This window comes from Klebsiella sp. WP8-S18-ESBL-06, assembly GCF_014169755.1.
Classification (GTDB): Bacteria; Pseudomonadota; Gammaproteobacteria; order Enterobacterales; family Enterobacteriaceae; genus Kluyvera; species Kluyvera ascorbata_B.
Window position 1 is genome coordinate 4,165,496 of the sequence record NZ_AP022256.1, and the last position, 23,821, is coordinate 4,189,316.

Below are 23,821 nucleotides of genomic sequence, written 5' to 3' on the forward strand. Positions count from 1 at the left end.
GAATCAGCGCTCTTTGTGCTAAACTGGCCCACCGAATGTGTAGTACACTTCGGTTGGATAGTTAATTTGGCGAGATTATACGATGATCAAACAAAGGACTCTTAAACGTATCGTTCAGGCGACTGGCGTCGGTTTACATACCGGCAAAAAAGTCACGCTGACGCTACGCCCTGCGCCGGCAAATACCGGGGTCATCTATCGTCGCACCGACTTGAATCCACCGGTAGATTTTCCGGCCGATGCCAAATCTGTGCGTGATACTATGCTCTGTACTTGCCTGGTCAACGAGCATGACGTGCGGATTTCTACCGTAGAGCACCTGAACGCTGCGCTGGCGGGCCTGGGTATCGACAACATCGTTGTTGAAGTCGATGCGCCAGAAATCCCGATTATGGACGGGAGCGCCGCACCGTTCGTTTATCTGCTGCTGGATGCCGGCATCGATGAACTGAACTGCGCGAAGAAATTCGTCCGCATTAAAGACACGGTTCGCGTGGAAGATGGCGATAAGTGGGCTGAATTCAAACCGTATAATGGTTTCTCGTTGGACTTTACCATCGACTTTAACCATCCGGCTATTGATGCCAGCACGCAGCGTTATGCCATGAACTTCTCCGCAGACGCGTTCATGCGACAGATTAGCCGTGCTCGTACTTTCGGTTTCATGCGTGATATCGAATATCTGCAGTCCCGTGGCCTGGCCTTGGGCGGCAGCTTCGATTGTGCCATCGTTGTTGACGATTATCGCGTACTGAACGAAGACGGCCTGCGTTTTGAAGATGAATTCGTTCGTCACAAAATGCTGGATGCAATCGGCGACCTGTTCATGTGTGGTCACAACATTATCGGTGCATTTACCGCGTATAAATCCGGTCATGCGCTGAACAACAAACTTCTGCAGGCGGTCCTGGCAAAACAGGAAGCTTGGGAATTTGTGACCTTCGAGGACGACGCAGAACTGCCGATGGCGTTCAAAGCACCGTCAATGGTTCTGGCATAAGCCCGACCATAGCGTAAATTCGACTGGCAACCTGGCACTCTCTCCGGTCAGGGAACCAGTCGTTTTTTCTTTTTGCTCCTGCCATTTTCTTTTCCCCTGCCAATAAAGATCACACGGCTGCACAACCGCTGCATTCTTAACCCGTTTTTCGCGGCTGTTTTCGTCATTCCTGCTGCTGTCACGCGGCATTAATGGTAATATCCTCGAGCTAAAATAGAATAACGGTACTTAAACCGAAGGTGGAACATTACGTGAGTGGAATGCTGACGCGTTGGCGACAGTTTGGTAGACGCTACTTCTGGCCGCATCTCCTGTTGGGGATGGTTGCTGCCGGTTTTGGTCTGCCTGCGCTTGCGAACAACGCCGAACCGGCTTCCCCCGCCCGCGCAACAACCAGTAACCATAATCCGGCGCAGAGAATTGATTTCTCGCAGCTGGCGCGGCTGGAAAGCAATCGTCGCCCCTCCTTCAGCGTAGACTACTGGCATCAGCATGCTATTCGCACTGTTATTCGCCACCTTTCTTTTGCCATGGCGCCAACCGCCTCTCCGGTTGCCGAGCCGACGTCGCCACTGCAGGCGGCACAGCACCTGGCGCTGCTCGATACCCTGAATGCGCTGCTCAACGTCGAGAGCCAGCCGTCGATTGTGATTGCTCAGGGGGCGGCATTACCCGCCTTCTCACCTCCGGTTTTTAGCATTCCTGCCTGGGTAAGCCAGGTGCAGGGCATTCGCGCCGGGCCGCAGCGCCTCGTCTGAAAATAACCGTGTTAACTCCTTTATTTTTATGACTCCGCGATGGCGGGGCGTTTGAGATTTTATTATGTTAATCAAATTATTGACCAAAGTTTTTGGTAGTCGTAACGATCGTACCCTGCGCCGTATGCGCAAAACCGTCGCTGTTATCAACGCGATGGAGCCAGAAATGGAAAAGCTCTCCGATGACGAGTTGAAGGCTAAAACAAACGAATTTCGTGCCCGTATTGAAAAAGGGGAAACCGTTGAAAGCCTGATCCCGGAAGCGTTTGCCGTGGTACGTGAAGCCAGCAAACGTGTATTCGGTATGCGCCACTTCGACGTCCAGCTGTTGGGTGGGATGGTCCTGAACGATCGCTGCATCGCGGAAATGCGTACCGGTGAAGGTAAAACCCTGACCGCGACCCTGCCGGCTTACCTGAACGCGCTGTCCGGTAAGGGCGTGCACGTTGTGACCGTCAACGATTACTTGGCTCAGCGTGACGCCGAAAACAACCGTCCGCTGTTCGAATTCCTCGGCATGACCGTGGGCGTCAACATGTCTGGTCTGCCGGCGCCTGCTAAGCGCGAAGCCTACAATGCCGACATTACCTACGGTACTAACAACGAATACGGCTTTGACTACCTGCGCGATAACATGGCGTTCAGCCCGGAAGAACGCGTACAGCGTAAACTGCACTATGCGCTGGTGGATGAGGTCGACTCCATCCTGATCGATGAAGCGCGTACCCCGCTTATCATCTCCGGCCCGGCAGAAGACAGCTCGGAAATGTACAAGCGCGTTAACAAAATCATTCCTCACCTGGTGCGTCAGGAGAAAGAAGACTCCGACACCTTCCAGGGTGAAGGCCACTTCTCCGTAGATGAAAAAGCCCGTCAGGTTAACCTGACCGAACGCGGTCTGGTGCTGATTGAAGAGCTGCTGGTTAAAGAAGGCATCATGGACGAAGGTGAGTCGCTCTACTCGCCGGGCAACATTATGCTGATGCACCACGTTACTGCCGCGCTGCGCGCTCACGTGCTGTTCACCCGTGACGTCGACTACATCGTGAAAGACGGCGAAGTTATCATCGTCGATGAACACACCGGTCGTACCATGCAGGGACGTCGCTGGTCCGATGGCCTGCACCAGGCCGTGGAAGCGAAAGAAGGCGTTGAAATCCAGAACGAAAACCAGACGCTGGCATCCATCACCTTCCAGAACTACTTCCGTCTGTACGAAAAACTGGCCGGTATGACCGGTACTGCAGATACCGAAGCGTTCGAATTCAGCTCTATCTACAAGCTGGACACCGTGGTTGTTCCGACCAACCGTCCGATGATCCGTAAAGACATGCCGGACCTGGTCTACATGACCGAAGCGGAAAAAATTCAGGCGATCATCGAAGATATTAAAGAGCGTACTGCGGCAGGCCAACCGGTGCTGGTCGGTACTATCTCTATCGAAAAATCTGAAGTGGTTTCCCATGAGCTGACCAAAGCGGGTATCAAGCACAACGTGCTGAACGCCAAGTTCCACGCTAGCGAAGCGGATATCGTTGCACAGGCGGGTTACCCTTCTGCCGTGACCATCGCCACCAACATGGCAGGTCGTGGTACCGATATTATGCTGGGCGGTAGCTGGCAGGCAGAAGTCGCGCAGCTGGAAGACCCAACCCCGGAACAAATTGCGCAGATCAAAGCCGATTGGCAGGTTCGTCACGACGCCGTGCTGGCGGCTGGCGGTCTGCATATCATTGGTACTGAACGTCACGAATCTCGTCGTATCGATAACCAGCTGCGCGGCCGTTCCGGTCGTCAGGGTGACGCGGGTTCTTCTCGTTTCTACCTGTCGATGGAAGATGCCCTGATGCGTATCTTTGCCTCTGACCGCGTGTCCGGCATGATGCGTAAACTGGGGATGAAACCGGGCGAAGCGATTGAACACCCGTGGGTTACCAAGGCAATTGCTAACGCGCAGCGTAAAGTGGAAAGCCGCAACTTCGATATTCGTAAGCAGCTGCTGGAATACGATGACGTTGCCAACGACCAGCGCCGTGCGATCTACACCCAGCGTAATGAACTGCTGGACGTGAGCGACGTTAGCGAAACCATCAACAGCATCCGCGAAGACGTGTTTAAAGCTACCATCGATGCGCACATTCCGCCGCAGTCGCTGGAAGAAATGTGGGATATCCCTGGCCTGCAGGAACGTCTGAAAAACGACTTCGACCTCGATCTGCCTATCTCTGAGTGGCTGGATAAAGAGCCTGAACTGCACGAAGAGACGCTGCGCGAGCGTATTCTGGAAAGCGCCGTTGAGGTGTACAAACGTAAGGAAGAAGTGGTCGGCGCTGAGATGATGCGTCACTTTGAAAAAGGCGTGATGCTGCAAACGCTGGATTCTCTGTGGAAAGAGCACCTGGCCGCGATGGACTACCTGCGTCAGGGGATCCACCTGCGTGGCTATGCGCAGAAAGATCCGAAGCAGGAGTACAAACGTGAATCCTTCTCTATGTTTGCCGCCATGCTGGAGTCGCTGAAGTATGAAGTGATCAGCACCCTGAGCAAAGTACAGGTGCGCATGCCGGAGGAAGTTGAAGCGATGGAACTGCAGCGTCGTGAAGAAGCCGAGCGTCTGGCACAGATGCAGCAGTTGAGCCATCAGAGCGATGACGAAGCCGCCGCGCAGGATCTGGCCGCGCAGACCGGCGAACGTAAAGTGGGCCGTAATGACCCATGCCCTTGCGGTTCCGGTAAAAAATACAAACAGTGCCACGGCCGTCTGAGCTAAGGTCATTATAAAAAATAAAAGGCGCAGACTTCTGCGCCTTTTTTATGGGTAAGACAAAATGAAAATACTGCAAATATCCGTCGGCATCATTCGCAATGTCAGTGGCGAAATCTATATCACTCAGCGCGCTGCCGATGCGCACATGGCGCATAAGTGGGAGTTTCCAGGCGGCAAAATTGAGTCCGGAGAGTCGCCGCAGGAAGCGGTAATCCGCGAGCTGGAAGAAGAGGTTGGGATTGTGGTTACCTCGCTGCAACCGTTTGATAAGCTGGAATATCAGTTTCCCGATCGTCACATAACGCTGTGGTTCTGGCTGGTTGATAGCTGGGAAGGGGCGCCGTGGGGGAAAGAAGGGCAGCCGGGGCGTTGGGTTGCGCAACGTGATTTAGTGGCGGACGAATTTCCGCCAGCGAACGCGCCGGTGATTGAAAAGCTCATTGCGGGGTAGGCCTGATAAGCGGAGCGCCATCAGGCTAAATGGTGCAGGTTGCCGGATGGCGGCGTAGCGCCTCATCCGGCCCTACGCGACATTACTGTTGTTCTTCGCTCCAGTCGTCGCTGTCGGAGAGATCGCCGCTGCTTGGAATGCGTTTCTCTTCCGCCGCCCACTCTCCGAGATCGATAAGCTGGCAGCGCTTAGAACAGAATGGACGATAAGGACTTTGTTCGCCCCAAATAACCGGCTTATTGCAGGTTGGACAGTTTACCGTTGTCACCTCAGTCATTCTCTCTCCTTAGCAGCATGCCAGTTCAAAATCCAGTCGCTCCGGCACCACGCCGTGCTCGCTGTCCAGCGGCATAAAGCGAATGGCGAAACGGCTCTTATGGCCGGAGATTTGCGGGTAAAGCTGAGACGTTAGCTCAAGCTTCAGACGCAGCAGGTCCGCATCGTCGCCGTTATCCTGATAGAAGCCGTTCAGGCTGGTTTGCTTGCGGAACTGCGCGGAGTTGCGTACCAGATCGAGAATCAGCGACAGCGCCTGATTCAGCGGCTCAAGGCTGGCAAGCCATGATTCGACCTGGGCGTCGCGTTGATGCTGTTTTGAATGCAGCCAGATGTGCAGCGTCGGCAAATCGAAGCTGCAGCAGCCGCCCGGGATACTTAGACGCTGACGAACCAGCGCGATCAGGCGATCTTCGCGCAGGAACTGCCCGATGCGTGGTGCCGCCATCAGAATAGTGCTGCTGTTTTTCAGCTGCTGACGCAGGGCGTCAATGCGGCTGAGATCGACGCCCTGAACTTCGCTCCAGGCGTTGAGTTTGCGCTGCTGGCGCTCCAGCTCTTTTAGCAGCTCCGTGCGGATATCGCCGCGTTCGAACACATCCAGTAAATCCCCGACGTTGCGAAAAAAGTGCAGCGCGCTGGCGTGATCCCTGATGGGTAAATTGGCATTCAATTGCTCAGTCAGAAATTCAATACGCAGCCAGGTACGCATTTTTTCATTTAGCGGATGCTCAAAAAGGATGTGGGTGTGCATTACGATTTTTCCTGTGATACAGCCTGTGCCGCGAGCTCAAGGTAGTGCGCGTGAAGGCGAGCGACATCCGATGCAATAGCATCTGGTGTGCCGTTGTTATTAATAATGTCATCAGCAACCGCCAGGCGCGCTTCACGCGTGGCCTGAGCAGCAAGAATGTTTTCGGCATGCTCACGCGATACGTGGTCGCGCTGCATGGTACGAAGCAGCTGGGTTTCTCGCGATACATCAACGACCAGGACGCGATCGGCCCGCTGATAAAGCTTGTTTTCCACCAGCAGGGGAACAACCCACAGTACGTAAGGCGAGGTGGCCTGCCGAAGCTGACGCTGCGTTTCCTGCTGAATCAATGGGTGTAAGAGGGCGTTTAGCCAGGCTTTTTCCTCAGGATGAGCAAAGATGCGCTCGCGCAGCCCCCGGCGATCTAATTCGCCTTCTGCGGTGAGGATATGAGAACCAAAACGATCGGCGATGGCGGCGAGCGCCGGCGTACCGGGTTCGACAACCTGACGGGCGAGAATATCGGCATCAATCACGTTAATTCCCAGGTGAGCAAAGGCCTCTGCGACCGTACTTTTGCCGCTGCCGATGCCGCCTGTTAACGCCACTGTGTAAGTCATACCGCTAAGCCCTGGATTTTTTGCATGAAAATCATTTGGTTAAAAAACTGGCAGCCCTGTGCGAGTGAATCAATGATGCACTGTACTATTCGCCAGGTAAATTTATGGGATTGTAGCTTAAAAAAAGTGAAAATCGCAGTCTTGCGAAGCCCTGATTAGTGCGTATGATTGCATTACTGGAGTTGTGCTCTCAATTTAATTGCCATTAACCCCAGGAATTCGCACATGCGTATCGAAGAAGATCTGAAGTTAGGTTTTAAAGACGTTCTTATCCGCCCTAAGCGCTCTACTCTTAAAAGCCGTTCCGATGTTGAACTGGAACGCGAATTCACCTTTAAACATTCAGGCCAACGCTGGTCAGGCGTGCCGATTATCGCTGCGAATATGGACTCCGTGGGTACTTTCGGGATGGCAAAAGCACTCGCCTCTTTCGGTATCCTGACGGCCGTACACAAACACTACACCGTTGAAGAGTGGCAGACGTTTGTCCAGAACGAGTCCGCAGACGTGCTTAAGCACGTGATGGTGTCTACTGGCACCTCCGACGCAGACTTCGAAAAAACGCAGCAGATCCTTAAGCTGAGCCCGGCGCTGAACTTCGTGTGCATTGATGTGGCGAATGGTTACTCCGAGCATTTTGTGCAGTTCGTAGCGAAAGCGCGCGAAGCCTGGCCGACCAAGACGATTTGTGCAGGTAACGTCGTGACCGGTGAAATGTGCGAAGAGCTGATTCTGTCCGGCGCGGATATTGTGAAAGTGGGTATCGGCCCTGGCTCGGTGTGCACCACTCGCGTGAAAACTGGCGTTGGCTATCCGCAGCTCTCCGCGGTGATCGAGTGCGCCGATGCAGCGCACGGTCTGGGTGGCCAGATTGTCAGCGACGGCGGCTGCACCATGCCGGGCGACGTGGCCAAAGCCTTTGGCGGCGGCGCGGACTTCGTGATGCTGGGCGGCATGCTGGCCGGTCACGATGAAAGCGGCGGCGTGATTGTTGAAGAGAACGGCGAGAAATTTATGCTGTTCTACGGTATGAGCTCTGAGTCCGCGATGAAACGTCACGTGGGCGGTGTTGCACAATACCGCGCGGCGGAAGGCAAAACGGTTAAGCTGCCGCTGCGTGGCCCGGTAGATAACACCGCGCGCGACATCCTCGGCGGCCTGCGTTCGGCGTGCACCTACGTCGGCGCATCGCGTCTGAAAGAGCTGACTAAACGCACGACCTTCATCCGGGTGCAGGAACAAGAGAACCGCGTGTTCAATAGCCTGTAATCCTCCTCATGCAGGCGTAATGCCTAAATTCGTAGGCCGGATAAGCAAAAGCGCTATCGGCACACTGCGCACGGATTGCCGGATGGCGGCGTAAACGCCTTATCCGGCATACCGTTCCTGCTCCTGGCTTCTGAATTCAACGCCTTAACTGACCCGCGTTACCCTGTTCCGCCGATCGCATCTCCCAGATGAAAAATCGGCAGATACATCGCGACGACCAGCGTGCCGATAAAGAGTCCTGTCACAATCAGTAGCAGCGGTTCCAGCGTTGCCGTCAGGCTTTCTGCCAGATTCTGCGTGCTTTCATCGTGGTGCCGCGCCAGGTTCTCCAGCATTTCATCCAGCGCCCCGGACGCTTCTCCGGTTCTGACCAGTTGTAAGCACAGCGGCGTAAACTCATGGCAGTTTTCCATGGCTTGCCAGATAGCGCTGCCCTGTGACACCTGCTGGCGCAGGCTGGCAATGACCTCGCGCCACCATGGGCTGTTCAATGTCTCTTCCACGGTTTCCAGCCCCTGTAAAAAGGCAATGCCGGCTCGTTGAGTCAACGACAGTACGGTAAAAATCTGGCTGAGCATCTGGCCGCGAGCGAGCGTGCCCATAACCGGTAAGGCGAGTAGCAGCTGCTGGCGAAGGCGCTGCCACGGCGGATGATCTTTAAACCCGACGCTAAGCCCGGTGGCCAGTAGCACCAGGCTACAGAGCGGAAGCCATGCGCTTGCCACCGCGTCTGCACTGGCCATAACGGCCAGCGTAAGGGCGGGCAGCGGCGTGTTGAAGGTGCGATAGATGGCGGTAAATTCAGGCAAAACAAAGCTGACCATTGCCGCCACGACCAGCGCCGCCAGGGTTAAAATAATCAGCGGGTAGCGCAGCGCCTTTTTCACTTTTGCCGTTAATAGCAGCTGCGCTTTTTGCTGCCGCGCGAGCGCCTGGCAGCAATGCTCCAGCCTGCCGGTTATTTCGCCGGTACGGATCATCGCCTGATACAGCGGTGGAAAAGCCTCCGGCCACGGCCTTAAACCCTCCGATAGCGAGACACCCTCGGCGAGCCGGGAGGCCAACGTTTCCAGCAGAGCGCGCCACTGCGGTATCGGATGCTGTTGGCTGAGCAGTGCCAAACTCTCTGAGAGGGTTAACCCGGCCTGCAATAGCGTAGCCAGCTGGCTTATCACCGCGCAGCTGTGCTGTGCTCGCCATAGTGATCGGTTCACCGTGCGACGCTTGAGTGATAGGACGATAATATTCTGCTGAGCCAGCGCTATCAGCGCCGCGGGCCGATGGCTAGCCCACAGCGCGCCACGACGTTCGGCTCCGCTGGCATCGACACCCCGCCAGTGCCACAGCTGTTCACACATCGTGAGGCAACCCCAGTACGCGTAGCAGCTCTTCCTGCGTCGTCAGCCCCTGTTCAACGGCCAGGCAGCCGTTCTCAAACAGCGTCGCCATGCCGGCCTCCCGCGCATGCTGCATCAGCTGTTCCGGGCTAAGTCCGCTGGCGATGCCCTGCCGCAGTGCAGGCGCGATCGGCAGCAGTTCAAACAGCGCGAGACGGCCCTGGTAGCCATGATAGCAGTACGAGCAGCCGGAGGCCGTCCAGCGTGGCAGTGGGCGAGGCCATAGCGTACGCGGCAGCGGCTGCTCTCTTGGCAGCATCTGGCGACAGTGCGGGCATAGACGACGGACCAGACGCTGTGCTACCACCATTAATAGCGCCGATGACACCATCCAGCGCGCGACGCCCATCTGTTCAAGGCGCACCAGCGTTTCAACCGTCGAATTGGTGTGCAGCGTTGAGAGTACAAGGTGACCGGTTTGCGCGGCCTTAATGGCGATTTCCGCTGTTTCACCGTCGCGTATTTCGCCGACCATCACGATATCTGGATCCTGGCGCAGCAGGGCGCGCAGGATGTTCTGGAACGTCAGCCCGGCGCGAGGGCTGACCTGCGTCTGGTTCAGTCCGTCCAGAGGGATCTCTATGGGATCTTCGACGCTACAGATATTGACGTCGCAACGGTTACGGTTTTGCAGTGCGCTGTAAAGCGTGACGGTTTTGCCGCTGCCCGTTGGTCCGGTGACCAGAATCAGCCCCTGAGGCTGATTCAACGCGGATTGCAGCTGCGCAAGTGCGTCGGCGGAAAGCCCCAGACTATGCAGATCCAGCGCCTGCTCGACTTTATGCAGCAGCCGGAGCACGGCTTTTTCACCGTATCGGCAGGGCAGGGTTGAAAGGCGAAAAGAGAGTGGGGTGTCGTCAATCTCTACCGTGAACTGCCCGTCCTGCGGCAGGCGTCGCTCGGCGATGTCCAGCCCTGCGAGCACCTTAAGCCTGGCGATCAGCGGGGCCATCAGCGTCAGCGCGACGGGCGTGAGCGCATGCAGCACGCCGTCTACCCGCAGCCGTACGCGTAGCGCACGCTCTGTTGGCTCAAAATGAATATCGGAGGCGCGTTGCACGAGCGCCTGCTTGAGCAAATGGTTAAGCAGATCTACTGCGTTGTCACTCTCCTGGTGTATTGAAGGCTGCGCGAGTGGGGCTAGCCGCTGGAGGTGCTTGTCCATTCTCTCCTGCTCCCAGCACTCGATATCAATGCGTTTTTGGGTGGCGAAGCGGAGTGAGTCCATGAGTTCTGTGGGCGGAGTGCCGACGACGGCAATGCTCAGTTCATCTTGCGCATTGTTGAGCAGCACCGCGCGATGGCGCTGACACAGCGTGAAGAGTTGCTCCTGTTTCATGATTGCCGCCCCGCTTATTGCGCATCAAAGCGGAAGACGTCTTCGCACGCTTGCTGGAGCGCGCCGTCGTTCTGGATATCGCAGGTTCGCTGCCAGCCGGTGATGCCATTGGCGTTGTCCCAGCCTGGAACGAGGGTCACGGTCAGGCCGTTAAGGCTTTCCTGGCCGGTCAGAATAACCGTTCCTTGTGCGACGCTCATGGCCGACACGTAGCGCGTGGTGGTGGGGGACGGGATGCCGTTGCTGCCCGCATCGCAGTTGTCTACCCCGCCGCGGTCGAGCGCGCACAGCTCAATGGCGGTACGGTAAGGGACAAAGGTTTGTAGCATATCGGTCAGTGCGGCTTTGCGCAGGTAGTTCTGATAGGCGGGAATGCCGATGGCGCTGAGGATAGCAATAATGCCGATAACGACCATTAGTTCGATAAGGGTAAAGCCCTGTTGTCTGTTCATGTTGTGCTCCTTGCTGAAACTGGCGCTACTTTGGCAGAGCGTCGAAACGACAGCGAGGGGCGAAAAGGCATTCAGGATAGGGCCTTCCAGTTTTTTTCCGACGGTTGCAGAAGTGAACGTGGAAAATGGAAGGCGGGTCGAAAAACGTCTTCGAGGAGGATCTGTGGGCCGGATGGCGGCGTAAACGCCTTTCCGGCCTACAACGTTATGATCGGTCTAGCTCGCAGGGAAGGCCTTTCCTGGCTTAGCGGAAGCGCATCGACAGGTCGAGGGCGCGAACGTGTTTGGTCAGCGCGCCGACGGAGATAAAGTCGACGCCGGTTTCGGCAAACTCGCGGAGGGTGTCGAAAGTGACGTTGCCGGAGACTTCCAGCTGCGCCTGACCCTGGGTGATCTTCACCGCTTCGCGCATCTGTTCGGTGTCAAAGTTATCGAGCATGATAATGTCGGCGCCGGCCTTCAGCGCTTCACGCAGCTCCTGCAGGGTTTCCACTTCCACTTCCACCGGTACGTCAGGGTGCAGCCAGAAGGCTTTTTCTACCGCCTGGCGTACGGATCCGGAAGCAATAATGTGATTTTCTTTAATCAGGAAGGCGTCGGATAATCCCAGGCGGTGGTTGGCGCCGCCACCGCACAGTACGGCATATTTTAATGCAGTGCGCAGGCCTGGCAGCGTTTTGCGCGTGTCCAGCAGCTGCGTATGGGTGCCTTCCAGCAGGTTGACGTATTTACGCACTTCGCTGGCGACGCCGGAGAGCGTTTGAACAAAGTTCAGCGCGGTGCGTTCGCCGGTTAACAGCACGCGCGACGGGCCGTTAATTTCGAACAGCGGCTGATTGGCGACCACGGTGTCGCCGTCGGCCACGTGCCAGGTGAGCGTGACGTCATCACCGGCCAATTGGATGAAGACCTCTTCTACCCAGCGCTTGCCGCAGAATACGCCGTCTTCACGGGTAATGACCACGGCGTGCGAGTGGCTGTTTTCCGGCAGGAGTTGTGTGGTAATATCGTTATGCGCGTCAACTTCACCTCCCAGATCTTCGCGCAGCGCGTGGGCCACGGCGTTGGGAATATCGAGGTTGATACGTTCTAACAGCGCGTCACGTCGGTGGTCTGGGTTGTAGCGGCGAGGCGGCATGATAAAGCTCCAAATTGGTAACGATGCGAAAGATTGAAACATGCTACTCTGAACCGAGTAGCATAACCATACGTAAGGAGATCCTGAATGCAGTTAGATAAGGGCTGGCTGGTGGGCGTTCGGCACGTGCCTTCTCCCCATCACGACAGTCGTCCAGAGGATGAGGTCCCCTCGCTGCTGGTTGTGCATAATATTAGCTTACCGCCGGGCCAATTTGGCGGCCCCTGGATAGACGCCCTGTTTACCGGTACGCTCGATCCTGATGCCGATCCGTTCTTTGCGGAAATTGCCCATCTGCGGGTTTCAGCCCACTGTCTTATTCGCCGCGACGGCGAGATTGTTCAGTACGTTGCCTTTGATAAGCGCGCCTGGCACGCTGGCGTTTCGAGCTATCGTGGTCGCGAGCGCTGTAATGATTTCTCTATCGGTATTGAGCTGGAAGGCACCGATACGTTGGCCTATACCGACGCGCAGTATCTGCAGCTGGCGGCTTTGACCCAGCTGTTAATCACCGAGTATCCTGCCATTGCCGACAACATGACCGGCCACTGTGATATCGCGCCCGTGCGCAAAACCGATCCCGGCCCGGCTTTTGATTGGGATCGTTTTCGCGCGCAGGTCACCCCTTCGTCGAATAAGGAGATGACATGACGTTGTTTACCACGCTTCTGGTGTTGTTTGCGGAGCGCTTGTTTAAGCTCGGCGAGCACTGGCAGCTTGACCACAGGCTGGAGGCCCTGTTCCGCCGGGTGAAACATTACTCACTGGCCGCAACGCTGGCGATGACCGTCGTGGCGATGGCGTTGGTGGCGCTGATTCAGCGTGCGCTGGAAGGGCTGCTGTTTAACGTACCGACGCTGATTTTCTGGATTTTGCTGGGGCTGCTGTGCATCGGCGCGGGGCGCGTTCGTCTGCACTATCACGCCTATCTGAAGGCGGCGTCGCGCGATGATACCCACGCGCGTGATGCGATGGCCTGCGAGCTGACGATGATTCACGGCGTGCCTCCTGGCTGTAACGAGCGGGAGTTCCTGCGGGAATTACAGAATGCGCTGCTGTGGATTAACTACCGTTTCTACCTTGCGCCGCTGTTCTGGTTTGTGGTGGGCGGCAGTTGGGGGCCGGTGGCGTTAATGGGCTATGCGTTCCTGCGCTCATGGCAGTCCTGGCTGGCGCGCTATCAAACGCCGCACCAGCGTTTACAGTCGGGCATCGATGCCATACTTCACGTGGTGGACTGGGTGCCGGTGCGCCTGGTTGGCGTCGTGTATGCGCTGATTGGTCACGGAGAGAAAGCGCTGCCGGCGTGGTTTGCCTCGCTGGGCGACCGCCATTCATCGCAGTATCAGGTGTTAACCACCCTGGCACAGTATTCGCTGGCGCGCGAGCCGCACGTGGATAAAGTGGCAACGCCGAAAGCGGCGGTTTCGATGGCCAAGAAAACGTCGTACGCGGTCGTCGTGGTAATGGCGCTGCTGACCATTTATGGGACGTTAGTGTAGCGTTGTGCCGGATGGCGCTTATCCGGCCTGCATTACGGCAGGCCCGGTAAGCGTAGCGCCACCGGGCAAGAGGTTTACTGCGAATCTGCCGGCGGGATGCCGAAATCAGGCATCCCGTCGTCCTTCCAGCGCACCGTCTTCAGGCGGGTATGTCGATTCGGGTCATACAGCGGGTCGCCCTCAATCTCCGTGTAGTTTCTTGCGTGATACACCAACACATCTTCGCCTTCAGGCGTCTGTGTAAAGCTGTTGTGCCCCGGCCCATACTGGCGATTTTCGTCGCTGGTGGTAAACACCGGCGTGGGCGATTTATGCCAGTTTGCCGCATGGGTCATATCAGCATCTTTATCAATCCACAGCAGTCCCATGCAGTAGTTTTCATCGGTCGCGCTGGCGGAGTAGCTGATAAACAGACGGTCGCCGTGAGTGACGACGGCAGGCCCTTCGTTCACCAGAAAACCGCGGCATTCCCAGTCGAACGCCGGTTGGCTGAGCATCACCGGTTCACCTTTTAGCGTCCACGGGTTTTCCAGCTCGGCAAGATACAGGTTCGAATTACCGGCAATGTCCGGCGATTTTTGCGCCCACAGATACCACTGTTTGCCCTGATGCTCGAAGGTGGTGGCGTCGAGGCAAAAGGTATCGAACGGCGTTTTGACCAGACCTTTCTCCACCCATTTGCCGTTCAGCGGATCGGCGTCGCTGCACTCCAGCGCGAACATGCGATGCTGGAACATCCCCTGGCGATCGAGCGCCTGGGTGTGGGCGGCGGCGAAGTAGATATACCAACGACCGTTAATGTGGTGCAGCTCCGGAGCCCAGATAAGCTGGCTCATCGGGCCGGTTTCGGGTTTGCGCCAGACCACCACCGGCTGGGCGGTACGCAGGCCATCGAGGTCAGCGGCGCGGCGGATTTCCAGCCGATCATATTCCGGCACGGAGGCGATAAAATAGTACTCTCCCTGGTGGCGCAGAATAAACGGGTCTGCGCGCTGCTCAATAAAGGGGTTGGGCCAGTTCTTCATCAGGCTTTCCTTACGTGTTCAGTCGTTTTCAGTTCTTGCTGGTACTCATTCAGCTCGCGATAGTTAGCGCGGCGCTTTTCCAGGTCTTCCTGGATTTGTTTCATCAACTGGCGGTCAACCTTGAGCAGACGCACCACTCCGGCGGTAATCAGGTAGCCGATGCCGGGAATGACGGTGAACAGCAGCATAATACCGTTAATCGTGGTGTCGCTTTGCGCTTTCGCGCCCGCGTCGTAGCCGTACCAGGAGAGCAGGAAACCGACCATTGCGCCCGCGACCGCCAGGCCAACCTTCAGGAAGAACAGGTTGCCGGAGAAGCTGATGCCGGTGATGCGTTTGCCGGTTTTCCATTCACCGTAGTCGTCTACGTCGGCCATCAGCGACCAGTGCAGCGGCGAGGGAATCTGGTGCAGGACGTTGAGCAGGAAATAGAGCACCGCGATCAGTACGGTGGCATGCGGGTCGAAGAAGTAAAAGGCGATGGAGAACACGGCCAGGACAATGTTGGTCCAGAAGAAGACCTGCAGTTTACACCAGCGGTCGGTTAGCACTTTTGCCAGCATGCTGCCAAACATCATGCCGACGACGCCAAGGCTGATAAACAGCGTTGCAAAGTGGGTGCTTTCTCCCATAACCCAGGTGACGTAGTACATGGTGGCGGCCATACGGATAAAGCCGGGGCAGACGTTACACAGCGTCAGCAGCAGAATGCGCACCCACTGGTCGTTTTTCCACACGTCTTTTAAATCTTGTTTCAGTTCATCGTTAGTCTGCACAGCCGGGCGTACGCGTTCGCGTACGGTGGAGAAGCAGAACAGGAACATGCACATCCCGATAAAGGCCAGCACGGTCATCGCCAACTGATAGCCTTTGGCTTTGTCACCGCCGCCGAACCAGTCAACCATTGGCAGCAGCGTCAGCGACAGCAGCAGCGTGGCGATGCCAACCAGCACGAAGCGATAGGACTGGCAGGCAACGCGCTCCTGCGGGTCGTTCGTGATAACGCTGCCCAGCGAGCAGTAGGGAATGTTGATGGCGGTATAGGTGATCGACAGCAGGAAATAGGTAACAAACGCATAGATAACTTTGCTGCTGTAGCTCCATTCCGGCGTGGTGAACATCAGCACACTGAAGAGGGCGTAGGGGAAGGCAATCCACAGCAACCATGGACGAAAACGGCCATACTTGCTGCGGGTACGGTCGGCCAGTGCGCCCATAATCGGGTCGGTTACGGCGTCGATAACGCGAACAGAGAGCAGCAGTACGCCAACCAACGCCGGCGCAAGGCCGAAAATATCGGTATAAAAATAGTTAACGAACAGCATGATAGCGCCGAAGATGATGTTGCATCCTGCATCGCCCATGCCATAGCCAATCTTCTCTTTCACTGACAGTTTACTTGAGTTCATCGCCAGACCTCTCCCGAATAATATGGAGGAGATTATTGGCAGCTAAACGGCGAAATGCGTAGCAGGATAACGTTAATCATATGGATAAAATTGCTGCGAAAAGGAAACTGTGAGGCAGGTAACATAGAGGTAAACGCCCCCTCAGGAGGTGAGGGGGCGGGGAGTATTACAGCGCTTTAATGGTTTTGGCGCCTTTCTGCTTAAACAGGTAGCCAATGCCGAGGATCAGAATCCATACCGGAATCAGCCACACGGAAATGGCCATACCCGGGGTCATCACCATAATCACCAGCACTGCGGCCATGAAGACCAGGCAGATCCAGTTGCCCAGCGGGTAGAACAGCGCCGGGAAGCGCGTGGTCACGCCCTGTTGCTGTTTTGCCTTGCGGAACTTCATGTGTGCCAGGCTAATCATCGCCCAGTTGATCACCAGCGCCGAGACCACCAGCGCCATCAGCAGTCCGAATGCGGACTCTGGGGCCAGGTAGTTGATCAGCACGCACAGCGCGGTGACGACGGCGGAAACCAGAATGGTGTTCACCGGTACGCCGCGTTTATCCACGCTCAGCAGCGCTTTCGGGGCGTTACCCTGCTGCGCCAGGCCGAAAAGCATACGGCTGTTGCAGTATACGCAGCTGTTGTACACGGAGAGTGCAGCGGTCAGCACCACGATGTTCAGGGCATTTGCCACCAGCGAGTCACCCAGCTCATGGAAGATAAGCACGAACGGGCTGACATCTGCGGTGACGCGGGTCCACGGCATCAGCGAGAGCAGTACCGCCAGCGAGCCCACATAGAAAATCAGAATACGGTAGATAACCTGATTGGTGGCTTTCGGGATGCTCTGTTCCGGGTTATCCGCTTCTGCTGCGGTGATACCCACCAGCTCAAGGCCACCGAAGGAGAACATGATGATCGCCATCATCATCACCAGCCCCATCCAGCCGTGCGGCAGGAAGCCGCCCTGTTCCCACAGGTTGCGAACGGTCGCCTGCGGGCCTGCGGTGCCGCTGAACAGCAGCCATGCGCCGAACAGGATCATCGCGATAACGGCCACCACTTTGATAATGGCAAACCAGAACTCCATCTCACCGAACACTTTCACGTTGGTCAGGTTGATGGCGTTGATAGCAATGAAGAAGACGGCCGCCGATGCCCAGGTTGGGATCTCTGGCCACCAGAACTGGATGTATTTACCGACGGCGGTCAGTTCCGCCATGGCAACCAGAACGTACAGCACCCAGTAGTTCCAGCCTGATGCGAAGCCGGCGAAGTTGCCCCAGTACTTATAGGCAAAGTGGCTGAAGGAGCCTGCTACCGGCTCTTCCACCACCATTTCGCCAAGCTGGCGCATGATCATAAAGGCAATAAAACCGGCGATAGCGTAGCCGAGAATAATACCGGGACCGGCAGATTGAATAACGGAGGCGCTGCCAAGAAACAGGCCGGTGCCGATAGCGCCGCCCAGAGCGATCAGCTGTATATGGCGGTTCTTAAGGCCGCGCTTAAGCTGTGCGCCTTGCTGTTGACCTTCCATTGTGAAACCTCGTGTGTGGTTATTATTGTGACGCTGTTGTGCGTATGTACTTAAGAAATTCCGTTTTCTGTATTGTTTTATTTACGAAATGCTTTTCTTAAAAAGAGGTAAGACTCTTTCGTCATGAGCAGAATAGTGGTAAGTGCGGCGGAATGCACCTGCTTTGTGAAGGGATGATGACGAATTGGATAAAAAGACAACAGCAGTCACGAGGCGCAAAAAAATGAAAAATTCGCAATCACTGAATTTATATTCATTTTATTGAATTTAAATTCAGTAATTGATTAATTGAAACGGTTCAGTTTGCTTAATTTTGTTTGGTTTTAGTTAATTATACTTCTTTATAGGTAAAGTTGTTTTTTGTGCAAAGTTACATTTCTGAAACATCATTTCTGTAATGTTGTTAAAAAGTGCCGGGTTTACTGATTTCAATCAAAACCTGTATGGACATAAGGTGAATACTTTGTTACTTTAGCGCTACGAACTTGAAATTGGTAAGACCAATTGACTCCGGGCTAATGGCAGAGACAGGGAACAATGGCCTACAGCAAAATCCGCCAACCAAAACTATCCGATGTGATTGAGCAGCAGTTGGAGTTTTTGATCCTCGAGGGGACCTTACGCCCCGGCGAAAAACTTCCACCTGAACGCGAGCTGGCAAAACAGTTCGACGTTTCCCGCCCTTCGCTGCGTGAGGCGATTCAACGCCTCGAAGCCAAAGGGTTACTGCTTCGTCGTCAGGGCGGCGGGACTTTTGTTCAGAGCAGCCTATGGCAGAGCTTCAGCGATCCGCTGGTTGAGCTACTGTCCGACCACCCTGAATCCCAATTTGATCTGCTAGAGACCCGTCACGCGCTGGAAGGTATCGCGGCTTATTACGCGGCACTGCGCAGCACTGATGAAGATCGCGTACGCATTCGCGAGCTGCATCAGGCCATTGAACGGGCTCAGCAGTCGGGCGACCTTGACGCTGAATCAGACGCCGTCGTCCAGTATCAAATTGCGGTCACCGAAGCTGCCCACAACGTGGTGCTGCTTCACCTGCTACGGTGTATGGAGCCGATGCTGGCGCAAAATGTTCGCCAGAACTTTGAACTGCTGTACGCCCGCCGGGAGATGCTCCCGCTGGTCAGCAATCATCGTACAGGCATTTTCGAAGCGATTATGGCCGGCGAGCCCGAACAGGCGCGCGAAGCGTCACACCGCCACCTGGCCTTCATCGAAGAGATTTTGCTGGATCGCAGCCGTGAACAGAGCCGCCGTGAGCGCTCGTTACGCCGCCTCCAGCAGCGAAAGGAATAAGCTTTTTTCTGGCAGTCGTTTGACCAGAAAATGTAGAAATGCGCCTTTAGCGCGCGGCAACTAAACGCAGAACCTGTCTTATTGCGTTTTCCCACGAAAGCGCAATGGGACAGGTTCCAGACAAATCAACGTACTAGATAGATAAGGAATAACCCATGTCAGAACGTTTACACAATGACGTGGATCCGATCGAAACTCGCGACTGGCTACAGGCGATCGAATCGGTCATCCGTGAAGAAGGTGTTGAGCGCGCTCAGTATCTGATCGACCAACTGCTCTCTGAAGCCCGCAAAGGCGGCGTTCAGGTTGCGGCGGGTGCAGGAGCTAGCGGTTACGTCAACACTATTGCCGTTGAAGATGAACCGGAATACCCGGGCAATCTGGAGCTGGAACGTCGTATTCGTTCTGCTATCCGTTGGAACGCCATCATGACCGTGCTGCGTGCGTCTAAAAAAGACCTCGAGCTGGGCGGCCACATGGCTTCCTTCCAGTCTTCTGCGACCTTCTACGAAGTCTGCTTCAACCACTTCTTCCGTGCGCGCAACGAGCAGGATGGCGGCGACCTGGTGTACTTCCAGGGCCACATCTCTCCGGGCGTCTACGCACGTGCTTTCCTGGAAGGTCGTCTGACCGAAGAGCAGATGGACAACTTCCGTCAGGAAGTACACGGTAAAGGTCTGTCTTCTTATCCGCACCCGAAACTGATGCCAACCTTCTGGCAGTTCCCGACCGTTTCTATGGGTCTGGGTCCTATCGGTGCTATCTACCAGGCGAAATTCCTGAAATATCTGGAACACCGTGGCCTGAAAGACACTTCCAAACAAACCGTTTATGCCTTCCTGGGCGACGGCGAGATGGATGAGCCGGAATCCAAAGGTGCGATCACCATCGCCACCCGTGAAAAACTGGACAACCTGGTCTTCGTTATCAACTGTAACCTGCAGCGCCTTGACGGCCCGGTTACCGGTAATGGCAAGATCATTAACGAACTGGAAGGCATCTTCGCGGGCGCTGGCTGGAACGTTATCAAGGTTATCTGGGGCGGTCGTTGGGATGAGCTGCTGCGTAAAGATACCAGCGGTAAACTGATCCAACTGATGAACGAAACCGTTGACGGCGACTACCAGACCTTCAAATCCAAAGACGGCGCTTACGTACGTGAGCACTTCTTCGGTAAATATCCGGAAACCGCAGCGCTGGTTGCCGACTGGACTGACGAGCAGATCTGGGCCCTGAACCGCGGTGGTCACGATCCGAAGAAAGTCTTCGCTGCACTGAAAAAAGCGCAGGAAACCAAAGGCAAAGCAACCGTAATCCTCGCCCATACCATCAAAGGTTACGGCATGGGTGACACCGCTGAAGGTAAAAACATCGCTCACCAGGTTAAGAAAATGAACATGGACGGCGTGCGCTACATCCGCGACCGTTTCAACGTTCCTGTGACCGACGAGCAGGTTGAAAAACTGTCTTACATTACCTTCCCGGAAGGTTCTGAAGAACACACCTATCTGCACGCTCAGCGTCAGAAACTGCACGGCTACCTGCCGAGCCGTCAGCCGAACTTCGATGAGAAGTTAGAGCTGCCGACGCTGGAAGATTTCGGCCCGCTGCTGGAAGAGCAGAACAAAGAGATCTCCACCACTATCGCGTTCGTCCGTGCGCTGAACGTGATGCTGAAGAACAAGTCCATCAAAGACCGCCTCGTGCCGATCATCGCCGATGAAGCGCGTACCTTTGGTATGGAAGGCCTGTTCCGTCAGATTGGTATCTACAGCCCGAACGGCCAGCAGTACACCCCGCAGGACCGTGAGCAGGTTGCCTACTACAAAGAAGACGAGAAAGGCCAGATTCTGCAGGAAGGTATCAACGAACTGGGTGCTGGCGCATCCTGGCTGGCGGCTGCGACCTCTTACAGCACCAACAACCTGCCGATGATTCCGTTCTACATCTACTACTCCATGTTCGGGTTCCAGCGTATCGGTGACCTGTGCTGGCAGGCAGGCGACCAGCAGGCTCGCGGCTTCCTGGTAGGCGGTACTTCCGGTCGTACGACGCTGAACGGTGAAGGTCTGCAGCACGAAGATGGTCACAGCCATATTCAGTCTCTGACTATCCCGAACTGTATCTCTTACGATCCATCTTACGCGTACGAAGTGGCGGTCATCATGCACGATGGTCTGGAGCGCATGTACGGTGAGAAACAAGAGAACGTTTACTACTACATCACCACGCTGAACGAAAACTACCACATGCCGGCAATGCCAGCAGGTGCCGAGGAAGGTATCCGTAAAGGTATCTACAAACTCGAAACCCTCGAAGGTAGCAAAGGTAAAGTTCAGCTGCTGGGCTCCGGTTCTATCCTGCGTCACGTACGTGAAGCAGCGCAGATCCTGGCGAAAGACTATGGCGTCGGTTCCGACGTGTACAGCGTGACCTCCTTCACTGAACTGGCACGTGATGGCCAGGATTGTGAACGCTGGAACATGCTGCACCCGCTGGAAACCCCGCGCGTTCCGTACATCGCTCAGGTGATGAACGACGCACCGGCTGTAGCTTCTACCGACTATATGAAACTGTTTGCTGAGCAGGTTCGTACTTATGTACCGGCTGACGATTACCGCGTACTGGGTACCGACGGCTTCGGTCGCTCTGACAGCCGTGAAAACCTGCGTCACCACTTCGAAGTTGATGCTTCCTACGTGGTTGTAGCGGCACTGGGCGAACTGGCTAAACGTGGCGAAATCGATAAGAAAGTGGTTGCTGACGCAATCACCAAATTCAACATCGATGCAGAAAAAGTTAACCCGCGTCTGGCGTAAGAGGTAAAAGAACAATGGCTATCGAAATCAATGTACCGGACATCGGGGCTGATGAAGTTGAAATCACCGAGATCCTGGTCAAAGTAGGCGACAAAGTTGAAGCTGAACAGTCGCTGATCACCGTAGAAGGCGACAAAGCCTCTATGGAAGTTCCGTCTCCTCAGGCTGGTATCGTTAAAGAGATCAAAGTCTCTGTTGGCGACAAAACTGAGACCGGCAAGCTGATCATGATTTTCGATTCCGCCGACGGTGCAGCAGCAGCTGCACCTGCCAAGGCAGAAGAGAAGAAAGAAGCGGCTCCGGCAGCAGCACCTGCTGCTGCAGCGGCAAAAGACGTTCACGTGCCTGATATCGGCGGCGACGAAGTTGAAGTGACCGAGATCATGGTCAAAGTCGGCGATACCGTAGCGGCTGAACAGTCTCTGATCACCGTTGAAGGTGACAAAGCGTCCATGGAAGTCCCGGCACCGTTCGCGGGCGTGGTGAAAGAGATCAAAATCAACACCGGCGACAAAGTGTCCACCGGCTCCCTGATTATGGTCTTCGAAGTGGCGGGCGCAGCGCCTGCTGCTGCACCGGCTCAGGCTGCCGCTCCGGCAGCAGCAGCGGCTCCGGCGGCTTCTGGCTCGAAAGACGTTAACGTACCGGACATCGGCGGTGACGAAGTTGAAGTGACCGAAGTGATGGTGAAAGTGGGCGATAAAATTGCCGCTGAGCAGTCACTGATCACCGTAGAAGGCGACAAAGCCTCTATGGAAGTTCCGGCACCGTTCGCAGGTACCGTAAAAGAAATCAAAATCAGCACCGGCGACAAAGTCAAAACCGGTTCTCTGATTATGGTCTTCGAAGTGGAAGGCGCAGCACCTGCTGCTCCAGCTGCCGCGGCGGCTCCAGCTCCTGCTGCTGCACCGGCTCAGGCTGCTAAACCTGCTGCCGCACCGGCTGCGAAGGCTGAAGGTAAAACCGAGTTCGCTGAGAACGACGCTTACGTTCACGCCACTCCGCTGATTCGTCGCCTGGCGCGCGAATTCGGTGTGAACCTGGCGAAAGTGAAAGGTTCTGGCCGTAAAGGTCGTATCCTGCGTGAAGACGTTCAGGCTTACGTGAAAGACGCTATCAAGCGTGCTGAAGCGGCTCCGGCTGCAGCCGCTGGCGGCGGTATCCCGGGCATGCTGCCTTGGCCGAAAGTGGACTTCAGCAAGTTTGGTGAAATCGAAGAAGTGGAACTGGGCCGTATCCAGAAAATCTCGGGTGCTAACCTGAGCCGTAACTGGGTGATGATCCCGCACGTTACTCACTTCGATAAGACCGATATCACCGATCTGGAAGCGTTCCGTAAACAGCAGAACGCCGAAGCTGAAAAACGTAAACTGGACGTGAAATTCACCCCAGTGGTCTTCATCATGAAAGCCGTTGCCGCCGCTCTGGAACAGATGCCGCGCTTCAACAGCTCTCTGTCTGAAGATGGTCAGCGCCTGACCCTGAAGAAATACATCAACATCGGTGTGGCGGTTGATACGCCAAATGGTCTGGTTGTTCCAGTCTTCAAAGACGTGAACAAGAAGAGCATTACCGAGCTGTCTCGTGAACTGACCGTGATCTCCAAGAAAGCGCGTGATGGCAAGCTTACCGCTGGCGAAATGCAGGGCGGTTGCTTCACCATCTCCAGCATCGGTGGCCTGGGTACGACCCACTTCGCGCCGATTGTTAACGCGCCGGAAGTGGCGATCCTCGGTGTCTCCAAGTCCTCTATGGAGCCAGTGTGGAACGGTAAAGAGTTTATGCCGCGTCTGATGATGCCAATTTCTCTTTCCTTCGACCACCGCGTAATCGACGGTGCGGATGGTGCGCGCTTTATCACCATCATCAACAACATGCTGTCTGACATTCGCCGTCTGGTGATGTAATAAAAAAGCCGGCCTGACGGCCGGCTTTTTTCTGGTAACCTCGGAGTGGTTAGGGGTTATCAGCAACAAAGGACAAAATCGTTTGCCGTTTGTTGTTTA

Annotated in this window: 20 protein-coding genes; 10 read left to right on the top strand and 10 right to left on the bottom strand. The window is 55.6% G+C overall.

The genetic code is table 11. The features are described 5' to 3' along the window. The first annotated feature begins 82 nt into the window (after positions 1-82). From lpxC to mutT, 4 genes are all read left to right on the top strand, one after another. Complete coding sequence (gene lpxC / locus H7R76_RS20035) at positions 83-1,000, top strand: UDP-3-O-acyl-N-acetylglucosamine deacetylase (protein ID WP_106925417.1); 918 nt, start codon at positions 83-85, stop codon at positions 998-1,000. A 251-nt stretch (positions 1,001-1,251) separates the two neighbouring features. Beyond that, a complete protein-coding gene (secM, locus tag H7R76_RS20040) occupies positions 1,252-1,758 on the top strand; it encodes a secA translation cis-regulator SecM (protein ID WP_197974843.1) in 507 nt (168 codons plus the stop codon). Between the two features lie 64 nt (positions 1,759-1,822). Further along, complete coding sequence (gene secA, locus H7R76_RS20045) at positions 1,823-4,528, top strand: preprotein translocase subunit SecA (RefSeq protein WP_182929464.1); 2,706 nt, start codon at positions 1,823-1,825, stop codon at positions 4,526-4,528. 58 nt (positions 4,529-4,586) lie between these two features. After that, the gene (mutT, locus tag H7R76_RS20050) at positions 4,587-4,976 is read left to right on the top strand and encodes an 8-oxo-dGTP diphosphatase MutT (RefSeq protein WP_106925423.1); all 390 of its coding nucleotides are present in this window, start codon (positions 4,587-4,589) and stop codon (positions 4,974-4,976) included. Positions 4,977-5,058: 82 nt separating this feature from the next. Here mutT and yacG read toward each other — a convergent pair whose 3' ends face one another. From yacG to coaE, 3 genes are read right to left on the bottom strand one after another with little or no spacing between them, the layout of a single operon-like run. Next, entirely contained in the window at positions 5,059-5,253 is a 195-nt protein-coding gene (yacG, locus tag H7R76_RS20055; RefSeq protein ID WP_106925425.1) for a DNA gyrase inhibitor YacG, read from the bottom strand. 9 nt (positions 5,254-5,262) lie between these two features. Further along, on the bottom strand, positions 5,263-6,006 hold the full coding sequence (zapD, locus tag H7R76_RS20060; protein ID WP_106925427.1) for a cell division protein ZapD: 744 nt from the start codon (positions 6,004-6,006) through the stop codon (positions 5,263-5,265). Next, positions 6,006-6,626, bottom strand: coding sequence for a dephospho-CoA kinase (gene coaE, locus H7R76_RS20065; protein WP_106925430.1), 621 nt, complete (start codon positions 6,624-6,626; stop codon positions 6,006-6,008). The genes zapD and coaE overlap by 1 nt, the downstream gene beginning before the upstream one ends. Before the next feature lie 225 nt (positions 6,627-6,851). Here coaE and H7R76_RS20070 point away from each other — a divergent pair, with 225 nt between their 5' ends. Beyond that, entirely contained in the window at positions 6,852-7,895 is a 1,044-nt protein-coding gene (locus H7R76_RS20070) for a GMP reductase (protein WP_106925432.1), read from the top strand. A 158-nt stretch (positions 7,896-8,053) separates the two neighbouring features. Here H7R76_RS20070 and hofC read toward each other — a convergent pair whose 3' ends face one another. From hofC to nadC, 4 genes are all read right to left on the bottom strand, one after another. Next, positions 8,054-9,253 carry a protein transport protein HofC gene (gene hofC, locus H7R76_RS20075; protein ID WP_182966249.1) on the bottom strand — a complete coding sequence of 400 codons (1,200 nt, stop codon included), beginning with the start codon at positions 9,251-9,253 and terminating at the stop codon, positions 8,054-8,056. After that, positions 9,246-10,631: a type II secretion system protein GspE gene (gene gspE, locus H7R76_RS20080; protein ID WP_182966251.1), complete on the bottom strand. Its 1,386-nt coding sequence runs from the start codon at positions 10,629-10,631 to the stop codon at positions 9,246-9,248. Before gspE ends, hofC begins: the two co-directional genes overlap by 8 nt. Positions 10,632-10,645: 14 nt before the next feature. Continuing rightward, the gene (ppdD, locus tag H7R76_RS20085) at positions 10,646-11,083 is read right to left on the bottom strand and encodes a prepilin peptidase-dependent pilin (protein WP_182966253.1); all 438 of its coding nucleotides are present in this window, start codon (positions 11,081-11,083) and stop codon (positions 10,646-10,648) included. A 244-nt stretch (positions 11,084-11,327) separates the two neighbouring features. Continuing rightward, the gene (nadC, locus tag H7R76_RS20090; protein WP_182966255.1) at positions 11,328-12,221 is read right to left on the bottom strand and encodes a carboxylating nicotinate-nucleotide diphosphorylase; all 894 of its coding nucleotides are present in this window, start codon (positions 12,219-12,221) and stop codon (positions 11,328-11,330) included. 87 nt (positions 12,222-12,308) lie between these two features. Here nadC and ampD point away from each other — a divergent pair, with 87 nt between their 5' ends. Both ampD and ampE read left to right on the top strand, forming a co-directional pair. Further along, a complete protein-coding gene (gene ampD, locus H7R76_RS20095; RefSeq protein WP_106925442.1) occupies positions 12,309-12,872 on the top strand; it encodes a 1,6-anhydro-N-acetylmuramyl-L-alanine amidase AmpD in 564 nt (187 codons plus the stop codon). Next, positions 12,869-13,723: a beta-lactamase regulator AmpE gene (gene ampE, locus H7R76_RS20100; RefSeq protein WP_106925444.1), complete on the top strand. Its 855-nt coding sequence runs from the start codon at positions 12,869-12,871 to the stop codon at positions 13,721-13,723. The genes ampD and ampE overlap by 4 nt, the downstream gene beginning before the upstream one ends. 74 nt (positions 13,724-13,797) lie before the next feature. Here ampE and H7R76_RS20105 read toward each other — a convergent pair whose 3' ends face one another. From H7R76_RS20105 to aroP, 3 genes are all read right to left on the bottom strand, one after another. After that, on the bottom strand, positions 13,798-14,748 hold the full coding sequence (locus tag H7R76_RS20105) for a glycoside hydrolase family 43 protein (protein WP_182966257.1): 951 nt from the start codon (positions 14,746-14,748) through the stop codon (positions 13,798-13,800). Beyond that, on the bottom strand, positions 14,748-16,157 hold the full coding sequence (locus tag H7R76_RS20110) for a glycoside-pentoside-hexuronide (GPH):cation symporter (protein ID WP_106925448.1): 1,410 nt from the start codon (positions 16,155-16,157) through the stop codon (positions 14,748-14,750). Before H7R76_RS20110 ends, H7R76_RS20105 begins: the two co-directional genes overlap by 1 nt. Before the next feature lie 166 nt (positions 16,158-16,323). Continuing rightward, complete coding sequence (gene aroP / locus H7R76_RS20115; protein ID WP_182966259.1) at positions 16,324-17,694, bottom strand: aromatic amino acid transporter AroP; 1,371 nt, start codon at positions 17,692-17,694, stop codon at positions 16,324-16,326. Positions 17,695-18,231: 537 nt separating this feature from the next. On the opposite strand from aroP, the gene pdhR reads away from it, so the two are divergent. The 3 genes from pdhR to aceF all read left to right on the top strand — a co-directional run bounded on the left by pdhR (position 18,232) and on the right by aceF (position 23,722). Beyond that, a complete protein-coding gene (gene pdhR, locus H7R76_RS20120; RefSeq protein WP_106925452.1) occupies positions 18,232-18,996 on the top strand; it encodes a pyruvate dehydrogenase complex transcriptional repressor PdhR in 765 nt (254 codons plus the stop codon). A 155-nt stretch (positions 18,997-19,151) separates the two neighbouring features. Then, complete coding sequence (gene aceE / locus H7R76_RS20125; RefSeq protein WP_106925454.1) at positions 19,152-21,815, top strand: pyruvate dehydrogenase (acetyl-transferring), homodimeric type; 2,664 nt, start codon at positions 19,152-19,154, stop codon at positions 21,813-21,815. Between the two features lie 14 nt (positions 21,816-21,829). After that, positions 21,830-23,722 (top strand): pyruvate dehydrogenase complex dihydrolipoyllysine-residue acetyltransferase, encoded by a 1,893-nt coding sequence (gene aceF, locus H7R76_RS20130; RefSeq protein WP_106925456.1) that lies wholly within the window; start codon positions 21,830-21,832, stop codon positions 23,720-23,722. Positions 23,723-23,821 lie beyond the last annotated feature (99 nt).

Bases quoted from the DNA above. Each gene is read 5' to 3' on its own strand.
- lpxC (WP_106925417.1), top strand. From the start codon at position 83: ATGATCAAACAAAGGACTCTTAAACGTATCGTTCAGGCGACTGGCGTC.
- secA (WP_182929464.1), top strand. From the start codon at position 1,823: ATGTTAATCAAATTATTGACCAAAGTTTTTGGTAGTCGTAACGATCGT.
- mutT (WP_106925423.1), top strand. From the start codon at position 4,587: ATGAAAATACTGCAAATATCCGTCGGCATCATTCGCAATGTCAGTGGC.
- yacG (WP_106925425.1), bottom strand. From the start codon at position 5,253: ATGACTGAGGTGACAACGGTAAACTGTCCAACCTGCAATAAGCCGGTT.
- zapD (WP_106925427.1), bottom strand. From the start codon at position 6,006: ATGCACACCCACATCCTTTTTGAGCATCCGCTAAATGAAAAAATGCGT.
- coaE (WP_106925430.1), bottom strand. From the start codon at position 6,626: ATGACTTACACAGTGGCGTTAACAGGCGGCATCGGCAGCGGCAAAAGT.
- H7R76_RS20070 (WP_106925432.1), top strand. From the start codon at position 6,852: ATGCGTATCGAAGAAGATCTGAAGTTAGGTTTTAAAGACGTTCTTATC.
- hofC (WP_182966249.1), bottom strand. From the start codon at position 9,253: ATGTGTGAACAGCTGTGGCACTGGCGGGGTGTCGATGCCAGCGGAGCC.
- gspE (WP_182966251.1), bottom strand. From the start codon at position 10,631: ATGAAACAGGAGCAACTCTTCACGCTGTGTCAGCGCCATCGCGCGGTG.
- ppdD (WP_182966253.1), bottom strand. From the start codon at position 11,083: ATGAACAGACAACAGGGCTTTACCCTTATCGAACTAATGGTCGTTATC.
- nadC (WP_182966255.1), bottom strand. From the start codon at position 12,221: ATGCCGCCTCGCCGCTACAACCCAGACCACCGACGTGACGCGCTGTTA.
- ampD (WP_106925442.1), top strand. From the start codon at position 12,309: ATGCAGTTAGATAAGGGCTGGCTGGTGGGCGTTCGGCACGTGCCTTCT.
- ampE (WP_106925444.1), top strand. From the start codon at position 12,869: ATGACGTTGTTTACCACGCTTCTGGTGTTGTTTGCGGAGCGCTTGTTT.
- H7R76_RS20105 (WP_182966257.1), bottom strand. From the start codon at position 14,748: ATGAAGAACTGGCCCAACCCCTTTATTGAGCAGCGCGCAGACCCGTTT.
- H7R76_RS20110 (WP_106925448.1), bottom strand. From the start codon at position 16,157: ATGAACTCAAGTAAACTGTCAGTGAAAGAGAAGATTGGCTATGGCATG.
- aroP (WP_182966259.1), bottom strand. From the start codon at position 17,694: ATGGAAGGTCAACAGCAAGGCGCACAGCTTAAGCGCGGCCTTAAGAAC.
- pdhR (WP_106925452.1), top strand. From the start codon at position 18,232: ATGGCCTACAGCAAAATCCGCCAACCAAAACTATCCGATGTGATTGAG.
- aceE (WP_106925454.1), top strand. From the start codon at position 19,152: ATGTCAGAACGTTTACACAATGACGTGGATCCGATCGAAACTCGCGAC.
- aceF (WP_106925456.1), top strand. From the start codon at position 21,830: ATGGCTATCGAAATCAATGTACCGGACATCGGGGCTGATGAAGTTGAA.